Here is a 9,065-nt window from a genome sequence, read left to right as displayed (position 1 = left end):
CTCATCTTTGCTTTTAAAACTAACAGGTACTGTTCTATCAATTGCCAGAAAGTCATGGCACTCTATGTTTTTGCTCTCGCACACACCTAACGTAAAGGCAGATAAACACCTCTGCATGCAGTATGCTGAGCTTGCCATGGTAAATAATGATAGATGGGACAAAATCACCCCAAAACTAAAATTATACATAGAGCCTGATGTGTTTGAAAAACCGACAATGGGCATTAATGCAGGAGCGACTTATGGAAGTGCTAAGAGATGGTATCCCGAGAGATTTGCCCGCGTTGCAGGCGAGTTTAGCGACAGGTACGATATAATAATTTTTGGCGGACCAAACGAAGTGGAGATGGCAAATGAGATAGAATCATCTCTTGTGGCTTCAAATATAAAAAACTATAAAAATTTAGCAGGCAAGACAAACATTAAAGAGTTATGCTCTCTTATTGGAGGATGCTCTCTCTTTGTGACAAACGACAGTGGACCGATGCATGTAGCCGCTGCATATGGCGTACCGACAGTCTCGATTTTTGGACCTACCAAGCATACGGAAACTTCACAATGGATGAACGAAAAAGGCTCTATTGTAAGACATGAGATGGATTGTTCACCATGTATGAGAAGAGAGTGTCCACTCGGTCATCATGACTGCATGAAAAGCATTACAGCTTCTGAAGTGATAGAGGCTGTAAAAAAACTAAATATTTAGATTAAAAGAGAAACTTAAAACCGAAATATATCGATTCATTATACTCTACATCTCTTCGTTCATAATTAGTATCCATATGCCTATATCCAAGCGTAATAAAGCCATTTTTTATAGCCTCTGCCTCTAGGTTTATGCGGTACTCCAAATAATTATCAGCTTTATCTAGAGATAGAACCTCAGGCGCAGCGTATATGCTAGCTCCTATATAAAACGGCACGTTTGAGCTAAAAGGTAGCTTGTAAGAGGCTTCAACTCCAAGCGGAATAGAGACAAAATCTTTGGTATGGTTTAGTTTAACACCAAGCCCCAATCTAAAATCACTATCTACTTCTCTTTGCATCAAAAAACTTACTTCTTGATAATCATCAATAGATCCAACATCACTATGCCTCTCATCGGCATTTAAATATCTTGCACCCAAAAAAATCGTATCCGGCTCAACACTTTCATTAAACTGACCCATATCTAGTCTTACAGAGAGCTCTAAATCTGAATTATTTATATTTACCTCAGCGCTATGCATAGCAAACACAGATACAGCACTAAGTGCCACTAATACTACTTTTTTAAACATTTAACTCTCCTTGGATTTTCTTAATTGTTATAGTTGTACTTTTTCCATCAACAAAGTCAACAAGCTTCAACTCCCTAGCAAACTCTGTTCCGACGACATTTTTGCCCTTATAATCACCGCCTTTTACAAGAGTGTCCGGCATTATCATTTTTATAAGCTCATGCGGAGTATCTTCCTCAAACGGGACAACGAAATCAACCGCCTCAAGCGCTGCTAGAAGATAAGCTCTATCATTTGCAACATTGATAGGACGAGAAGGCCCTTTAAGGCGAGAGACCGACTCATCTGAGTTTAAGCCCACTATCAAAACATCTCCAAAGCTTTTTGCCTCCTGAAGATACTTTACATGCCCTACATGTAAAATATCAAAGCAGCCGTTTGTGAAAACAATTTTTTTACCGTTACTTCGGTAACGATTTACGACTGCTTCTATCTCCTCAAAACTTTTTATATGCGCATCAGATGTACTCTTATGGAGAGTTGCTTCATACTCCTCTATCTCATCAAGAGTAACTGTTGCAGAGCCTATTTTGCCGACAACTACACCCGCAGCAAGGTTGGCAAAAGCAGCTGCTTCATCTATACTTCTGTTTGCACTTAACGCAAAAGCGATAGAGGCTATTACAGTATCTCCGGCTCCTGTTACATCAAAAACCTCTTTTGCAACTGTAGGAAAAACTCTCATGCTGTCATCATACGTAGCAATTCCATCCTCTGATAGCGTAATCAAGGATATTGCCAAATTGCACTCTTTTTTTAATTTTTTAAGCGCCTCTTGGAGGGTTTCTTTATCTATGATGTCTATATTTGTAGCCTGCATAGCCTCTTTTTTATTTGGAGTTAGAAGATATGCGCCTCTATATTTCGTATAGTCGCTCCCTTTTGGGTCAACAAGAACTTTTATCCTGTTTTTATTACAAAGAGTAATAACTTCATGACATAGAAAGTCACTTAAAACACCTTTACCGTAATCTGAGAGTATTACCGCATCAAACTCATTTATTGTACCAATCAAAGAGCTTAAAATTTTATCCGCTATCTCTTTGTGAATCTGATCTTTACTCTCTTTATCATATCTAAGCACCTGCTGCGAACTTGCTATAACACGGCTTTTTTTTGATGTTTTTCTATCTTTTTGGGTAATTATCTTACCCGTATCAACATCTATTTTTTTTAACATTTCAAGAAGTTCTCTACCGTTATCATCCTCACCTATTACGCTGCTAACACTTACTATTGCACCCAGTGCTTTTAAGTTATTTATAACGTTTCCAGCACCGCCAAGGAGAGTAGTCTCCTTTGATATATCGACAACTTGTACCGGAGCTTCAGGGGAGATTCTCTCACAACTTCCCCACAGATAGTGATCTATCATCAAGTCACCGATAACTAAAATATTTGGAGTGAAATTTTTTAATCTTTCCATCTATTTAACTTCTTCTTCATACACTCTTTTAATCTCTTTTACGTATGCTTTAATTCCATCTTCCATCTCAAATTTTGGCTCATATCCAAGCATCTCTTTTGTCAAAGCAATATCAGCCTCTGTATGAAACTGATAGCTCCCGATAAAAGGATTTTTAATATACTCACATCTCAAATCAGTGCCAAGCTCATGCTGCAAAATATCTACAATATCTTGAAAACTTCTCGCCCTGCCTGTTCCTACATTGTAGATTCCACTTCTCTTTGGGTTCATCGCTTTTATATTTGCTTGGATAACATCTTCTATGTATATAAAATCTCGTAAAATCTTATCACTATCTTCAAAGAGACGCGGATTTTTGCCTGAGAGTATCTGATGTCCAAACTGCAAAATCATAGAGGCAGTCGTATTTTTAAAGTATTCCCTCTCTCCGTAAACATTAAAATATCTGAGCCCAACTATTGAGATATCACTTTTTTCTATATACTCACGGCTTAAATTATCCATAGTTAGCTTTGAAAATCCATAAACATTTTGCGGTGCTTCTTCCCCTACTTTTTGTGGAGAGGCTGCATTTCCGTAAGTTGCCGCAGATGATGCATATATCATATTTGCACTATGTTTTATTGCCAAATCCAGTAAGTCTTTATAAGCATTAACATTTGTTCTTATCATCAAATCCTGCTCAAGCGCAGTTGTGTCAGAGATGGCAGCTTCATGAAAAATATAATCAAACTTATAGTTTAATTCCAAATTAAACAGCAACTCTTTGTCATTAATATCACCGCTTATTATCTCGCCGTCAAAACCAATTAGGTTTTTAAAATGACCAAAACTTTTAAGATTTCCATTTGATAATTTCTCCCCGCTTCTAAAGCTGTCTAAAACAACTACTTTTGCATCGGGATGATTATTCTGAAAATAAAGTGCCAAGTTTGAGCCTATAAAACCGGCACCACCGGTTATTAAGATTGTTTTATTACTTAAATTATCATCTATGTATCTCATTTGCACACCAAAACCTATAATATTTAATAAAATGATAACAGATATATCATTAACGTCTATTTAAGACTAAAATCATTATAATTTGTACGAAATTTAAAAAAGGGTATAAAAATGAAAAAAATTGTTATGTCAATTGTTGCTTTAACTGCAACTACTGCTTTAATGGCTGAGGTTAACGCTGGTGCATGTACTGGTTGCCACGGTGCTGACTGGAGCAAAGCTGCTCTTGGAAAATCTAAAGATGTTTCTCAAATGAGCAAAGCGGATATCGCTGCTTCACTTATAGGCTACAAAGACGGTAGTTACGGCGGACCGATGAAAGGTCTTATGAAAGGTCAAGTTGACAAATATTCAAACGAAGAGCTAGAAGCTTTCGCACAAACAATCGGTAAATAATTTTACCTGAATTGCCCGTTGTGGCAATTCTCTACACATTCTTTCCCTATATACAAATATAAAAAATTCTAATACATTATTAAGACACCTTTAAGAATAAACTCATTACAATTTGTCTGAATTTAAAAAAAGGGTGTAAAAAAATGAAAAAAATTATTATGTCAATAGTTGCTTTAGGTGCAACTACTGCTTTAATGGCTGCTGTAAATGCTCAAGCTTGTGTCGGTTGTCACGGTGCTGACTGGACAAAAACTTCTATGGGGAGCAAAAATGTTGCTGAAATGAGCAAAGCAGATATCGCTGCTGCTCTTAAAGGTTACAAAGACGGTAGTTACGGTGGAGCAAAAAAAGCTCTTATGGTAGGTCAAGTTTCTAAATATTCTGACGAAGAGTTAGATGCTTTTTCACAAACGATAGGTAAGTAGTTTACCTCCTGAGTTGCCAGCCTTGGCAACTCATCCTCTACTCTGGTTTATAATTTTTCTTTAAATCTTTTTTCTTCTGTTCTTGTGCTACAGCATCATTTAAATCTTCTTCACCATCATACTTTGCAGCATTTAAAAACTTCTCTTCATCATCAAACTGACCATTTTTAATTGCCCATAAAAATGCAAAAAGTGCAATAGCCCCTAAAAAAATAGAGACTCCAAGCATCATAATTATTACCCAGTTATCCATTATCTACTACTCCATTTATAACGTATTCTCATTGAGTTGCCAACTACCAAGAGCGAACTTAACGACATTGATATTGCAGCAAAAAGAGGTATGATGTATCCTGCCATAGCTAACGGTATTGTTACGGCATTATACACTAATGATATTAAGAGGTTTTGCTTGATTAAAGTAAATGTTGTTTGACTAATTTTAAAAGCTTCATTTAATGACTTCAATGAATCATCTAACAGCACAACATCTCCAACTTCTACCGCTATATCACTTCCACCTCCCATAGCTATCGCAATATCTGCTGATGCTAGTGCCAAAATATCATTAACACCATCTCCAACCATAACTACCTTTTTCCCATCACTATGAAGCTTATTTATATACTCTGCCTTATCTTGAGGAGTCTGTTCATACAAGAAACTCTTTATTCCTACCTCATTAGCAATACTTCTTGTTATATTCTTATGATCTCCGCTTAAGAGTATGACTTCAATTTTATTCTTTTGCATGTTTGCCATTAACTCTTCTATGCCATCTTTAATTTTATCTTTTAGCTCATATATAGCTACAAGTTCATTATCTATCACAAAATAAAAAGCTGTCTCCTCAGCACTATAATCAACATCTATACCATTTTTCTTAAGAAGCTTTAAATTTCCTCCTAGAAGTTTCATGCCCTTATATTTTGCCTCTATACCTTTTGCCGGAACCTGAGTGTACTCATCAAAAACTATCTCTTCTTTATCTTCTAGTTGCGCTTTTATATATTTTGAAACTCCATTTGATATTGGATGCTTAGAAGATTCAACTAGTGAATAGAGTAACTTTCTATCAAACTCCTTGCGGATGCTCTCTCTTATTACCTCCGGCTTTCCTATGGTTATAGTTCCCGTCTTATCTAAAACGAGAGTATCTATGCCTGCCATTGTCTCAAGTCCCGCAGCTTCTTTAAAGAGTATCCCTCTTGAAGCACTTATACTAAGCCCAACTAGTGTAGCTACAGGAGTAGCAAGAGCTAGGGCACATGGGCATGCTATTATTATAACGGATATACCTACCATAAAAGAGGTCTCAAAACTATTTGGCCAAAACCACCATCCTAAAAATGTAATTAATGCTAAAAGTAAAATTACTGATGAGAAATGTTCAGATAGTCTGTTTGCCATTTGCTGTATTTTTGGCTTTTTATTTATTGCGGACTCTAATAGCGTGACTATATTTGATAGTGTGGAGTGTTTAAAATCTTTAGTTGCCATAAAATGTATATCTGCATCTATGCTAGTAGTACCGCTAACAACGCTCATTCCAACACTTTTATAAACAGGATTACTCTCTCCGGTTAGACTTGACTCATCAAAAGAGCCTTGCCCTTTAATAACTTTACCATCTAGCAAAACCCTCTCTCCGGAAGATATTAAAACAGTGTCACCTACTTGGACATCATCAAGTTTACAAAGAGAGATAACACCGTCTTTAACAATCTTAACTTCACTAGGAATATTTTTCGTAATCATATCAAGAGTATCAGACGCACTTTTTTTACTCAAAACTTCTAAAAATTTCCCAATTAACACAAAAGTTATTATCATACTTACAGAGTCAAAATAGGCTTCACCGCGCTGCATTATCGTTATATATATTGAGTAGAAATATGTAAGAAGTGCCCCCGTTGCAACGAGCAAGTCCATATTTACCGTATTTGCTTTTAATCCATAGTAAGCGCCTCTGAAAAAAACCCACCCACTATAAAAAAGAACTGGTGTTGAGAGAATCCACTCTGCGATATTTAATATCGTTTTTACATCCTGCGCTATTCCACTAAAGTATCCTGCATACTGTGCAACTGCTATCCACATGATATTCATAGATGCAAAAATGGCAACAGCCATTTTTAAGTAGTACTCTTTTCTCTCCTTGTTGACATACTGCTCTTGTGTCATTGCATCATATGCAAAAGCGTCATACCCTATAGCTCTTATCATATCTATTATTTTTGAAAGCTTTACGACATCATCTGCCCATACAATTGTTGCTTTATTGTTAGTAAAATTAATATTAGCCTCTACAACACCATCCATCTTGCTTAATGCTTTCTCATTTAGCCAAACGCATGCAGAACAGTGTATTCCTTTTATAATTAGAGAGACTTCATTAAACCCGTCACTGTTTACTTTTACAAAAGTATCTCTAAAAGATTCTGTGTCAAAACTCGCTGAATCCAAATAGCTCTGAGGAGGAGGTGCTAAGGCTGTGTTTTTACTTTTTTCATAAAAACTTTCAAGTCCTTGGTCCTTTAAAAGATGATAAACTCCTTGGCACCCATTACAACAAAAATTAAGATTGCCATCTTTTATCATAGCAGATGAATCAAATTCTAAGTGGCAGTGTGAACATAAAACTTTATTTGGCAACTTCAAACTTCCCAAATTTTGTATTCTTGTAAATTTTATCCCATGGTTCTACATGTCCGCTCATGCAGATATAGACTCCGTTTTCTTGTAAAGCCCTTGTAAAACCGATTGCAATTCCAAGGTTAAGAGTCGCCTCTATATTGTCTATCTCAAAAGGCTTCATTGCACCGATGAGAACTATCTTTCTATCATCGAATATTTCAGCTAAGAACTCAGCACTTAAATGCATGGTGTCTGTTCCATGTACAATAATAAAGGTATCATCTTCGGATTCCATTATAACTCTTGCAAGCATCTTTCTATCGTCCATCGTCATATCTAGACTATCTTTATATATAAGACCGGCTAAATCATATTTAACATCCATACTTTTTAAAATATTCTCAATCGCTTCATTGTTGTATGGAATCTCTAATTTGCCGTTTAATGGATTATATTTTTTATTAAATGTACCGCCGCTATTTAGTATTAACACCGTATATTTCCTCTAATTTTGAAACTACTCTTGTAGCTTTTGATTTTTTATGTAAATTTGCTTCATCAAAAAGATAACTCTCTTTAATGCCTGAACGTACTGCTGCTTCAATATCACGCTCTTTATCACCAATTAAAACTGATTGTCTCAAATCTATATCTAACTCTTTTGCAGCTTTAAGTATCATGCCCGGTTCTGGCTTTCTGCAATCACACTCTCCTGAAATATCCGGGTGGTGAGGGCAGTGGTAAACTTTTGTAATTTTAATCCCCTCAGCTGCAAACTCTTTAATCATCCATGATGTCAACTTATTAAAAGCAAATTCACTATAATAACCTCTTGCAATACCGGATTGATTAGTAACTACGACAATTATATAACCGAGATTCTGATAATATCTACATAACTTAAATATATTTTCTATAAATTTGAAATCTTCAATTTTATAAAGATAGTTAAGCTCAACATTGATGACACCGTCTCGATCTAAAAAAAGTGCCTTATTCATAAAATATTAACTAACACCATCGCCAAAAATCTCTTTTTCAATTATGTCACATATAATATGCCCAATAAGAATATGTGACTCTTGTATCCTAGGAGTAGAATCTGATGGTACTACTAGTGCGATATCAGCTATTTTTGCCATCTCTCCACCACCTTTTCCGACTAAGGCAATTGTCTTAATGCCTTTTTGCTTTGCAACTTCAAATGCATTTATTATATTTTTAGAATTTCCGGAAGTTGAGATGCCGATAAATATATCCCCCTCTTGCCCCATGCCCTCTAATTGGCGGGAAAACACTTTATCATACCCGTAATCATTTCCTATTGCCGTTAGATTTGATGTATCTGTAGTAAGTGCAAGAGATGGGATAGAGGGTCTGTCAAATCCGTATCTGCCGACAAGTTCAGCAGCTATATGCTGTGCATCAGCCGCACTTCCTCCATTTCCTGCAAGTATAGTCTTATTTTTACCTCTGTAAAGCTTAACACACAATTTACACACTTCTACAATTTTATTTAATAACTCTTCATTTTCATAGATAGCTTGTTTAGTTTCATATGATTTTTTAATCTGATTTTTTATGTAATTTTTCATCTAATATCCTAAAATAATATATAAAATAATACCATATAATCAATTATTAAAGCCTCAAGAGTAAATATAAAATATTATAGCAATATAGCAGTTTTTTTATCAAAGAGTCATTCTAAACTCAACTACCATCATTATGAACCCGTTCTGTCATTCTGAACTTGATTCAGAATCTAATTAATAAAATAAAATTTTTGAAAAGAAATTGTAAGAAGTAAAGATTAAATTAGAAGTAAAAATGATCAACTAGGCAGCGACCTACATTTCCACACCTGAAAGGTGCAGTATTATCAGCGATGAG

At 35.6% G+C, this 9,065-nt stretch carries 11 protein-coding genes; 3 read left to right on the top strand and 8 right to left on the bottom strand.

Annotated elements, in window-relative coordinates:
• On the top strand, positions 1 to 706 hold a 706-nt coding region (waaF, locus tag M0Q20_RS10505; protein ID WP_295061679.1), incomplete at its 5' end, for a lipopolysaccharide heptosyltransferase II.
• A 1-nt stretch (position 707) separates the two neighbouring features.
• Here waaF and M0Q20_RS10500 read toward each other — a convergent pair.
• From M0Q20_RS10500 to rfaD, 3 genes are read right to left on the bottom strand one after another with little or no spacing between them, the layout of a single operon-like run.
• Entirely contained in the window at positions 708 to 1,280 is a 573-nt protein-coding gene (locus tag M0Q20_RS10500) for a hypothetical protein (protein WP_295061676.1), read from the bottom strand.
• Positions 1,273 to 2,706, bottom strand: coding sequence for a D-glycero-beta-D-manno-heptose-7-phosphate kinase (rfaE1, locus tag M0Q20_RS10495; protein ID WP_295061673.1), 1,434 nt, complete (start codon positions 2,704 to 2,706; stop codon positions 1,273 to 1,275). Before rfaE1 ends, M0Q20_RS10500 begins: the two co-directional genes overlap by 8 nt.
• Positions 2,707 to 3,714, bottom strand: a complete 1,008-nt coding sequence (gene rfaD / locus M0Q20_RS10490; protein WP_295061682.1) for an ADP-glyceromanno-heptose 6-epimerase — start codon at positions 3,712 to 3,714, stop codon at positions 2,707 to 2,709.
• 111 nt (positions 3,715 to 3,825) lie between these two features.
• On the opposite strand from rfaD, the gene M0Q20_RS10485 reads away from it, so the two are divergent.
• Together M0Q20_RS10485 and M0Q20_RS10480 are read left to right on the top strand one after the other, a co-directional pair.
• Positions 3,826 to 4,110, top strand: coding sequence for a cytochrome C (locus M0Q20_RS10485; protein ID WP_295061670.1), 285 nt, complete (start codon positions 3,826 to 3,828; stop codon positions 4,108 to 4,110).
• Positions 4,111 to 4,253: 143 nt separating this feature from the next.
• Positions 4,254 to 4,535 carry a cytochrome C gene (locus M0Q20_RS10480; protein ID WP_295061667.1) on the top strand — a complete coding sequence of 94 codons (282 nt, stop codon included), beginning with the start codon at positions 4,254 to 4,256 and terminating at the stop codon, positions 4,533 to 4,535.
• A 37-nt stretch (positions 4,536 to 4,572) separates the two neighbouring features.
• On the opposite strand, the gene ccoS is transcribed toward M0Q20_RS10480, so the two are convergent.
• The 5 genes from ccoS to gmhA are packed head-to-tail and all read right to left on the bottom strand — an operon-like array spanning position 4,573 to position 8,767.
• Positions 4,573 to 4,788, bottom strand: coding sequence for a cbb3-type cytochrome oxidase assembly protein CcoS (gene ccoS / locus M0Q20_RS10475; RefSeq protein WP_295061664.1), 216 nt, complete (start codon positions 4,786 to 4,788; stop codon positions 4,573 to 4,575).
• On the bottom strand, positions 4,788 to 7,190 hold the full coding sequence (locus M0Q20_RS10470) for a heavy metal translocating P-type ATPase (protein ID WP_295061661.1): 2,403 nt from the start codon (positions 7,188 to 7,190) through the stop codon (positions 4,788 to 4,790). The genes ccoS and M0Q20_RS10470 overlap by 1 nt, the downstream gene beginning before the upstream one ends.
• Positions 7,180 to 7,665 carry an asparaginase domain-containing protein gene (locus M0Q20_RS10465; RefSeq protein WP_295061658.1) on the bottom strand — a complete coding sequence of 162 codons (486 nt, stop codon included), beginning with the start codon at positions 7,663 to 7,665 and terminating at the stop codon, positions 7,180 to 7,182. The genes M0Q20_RS10470 and M0Q20_RS10465 overlap by 11 nt, the downstream gene beginning before the upstream one ends.
• Entirely contained in the window at positions 7,649 to 8,173 is a 525-nt protein-coding gene (gene gmhB, locus M0Q20_RS10460) for a D-glycero-beta-D-manno-heptose 1,7-bisphosphate 7-phosphatase (RefSeq protein ID WP_295061655.1), read from the bottom strand. The genes M0Q20_RS10465 and gmhB overlap by 17 nt, the downstream gene beginning before the upstream one ends.
• A gap of 6 nt (positions 8,174 to 8,179) precedes the next feature.
• Positions 8,180 to 8,767 (bottom strand): D-sedoheptulose 7-phosphate isomerase, encoded by a 588-nt coding sequence (gene gmhA, locus M0Q20_RS10455; RefSeq protein ID WP_295061652.1) that lies wholly within the window; start codon positions 8,765 to 8,767, stop codon positions 8,180 to 8,182.
• Positions 8,768 to 9,065 lie beyond the last annotated feature (298 nt).

It is taken from the genome of Sulfurimonas sp. (genome assembly GCF_023229025.1).
Taxonomy (GTDB): Bacteria; Campylobacterota; Campylobacteria; order Campylobacterales; family Sulfurimonadaceae; genus Sulfurimonas.
Note: the sequence above shows the minus strand (reverse complement) of the source record. Positions and strands in the feature narration are given on the sequence as shown.

What these genes read in the sequence shown, in the direction of transcription:
- M0Q20_RS10500 (WP_295061676.1), bottom strand. Translation starts at nt 1,280, where the DNA reads ATGTTTAAAAAAGTAGTATTAGTGGCACTTAGTGCTGTATCTGTGTTT.
- rfaE1 (WP_295061673.1), bottom strand. Translation starts at nt 2,706, where the DNA reads ATGGAAAGATTAAAAAATTTCACTCCAAATATTTTAGTTATCGGTGAC.
- rfaD (WP_295061682.1), bottom strand. Translation starts at nt 3,714, where the DNA reads ATGAGATACATAGATGATAATTTAAGTAATAAAACAATCTTAATAACC.
- M0Q20_RS10485 (WP_295061670.1), top strand. Translation starts at nt 3,826, where the DNA reads ATGAAAAAAATTGTTATGTCAATTGTTGCTTTAACTGCAACTACTGCT.
- M0Q20_RS10480 (WP_295061667.1), top strand. Translation starts at nt 4,254, where the DNA reads ATGAAAAAAATTATTATGTCAATAGTTGCTTTAGGTGCAACTACTGCT.
- ccoS (WP_295061664.1), bottom strand. Translation starts at nt 4,788, where the DNA reads ATGGATAACTGGGTAATAATTATGATGCTTGGAGTCTCTATTTTTTTA.
- gmhB (WP_295061655.1), bottom strand. Translation starts at nt 8,173, where the DNA reads ATGAATAAGGCACTTTTTTTAGATCGAGACGGTGTCATCAATGTTGAG.
- gmhA (WP_295061652.1), bottom strand. Translation starts at nt 8,767, where the DNA reads ATGAAAAATTACATAAAAAATCAGATTAAAAAATCATATGAAACTAAA.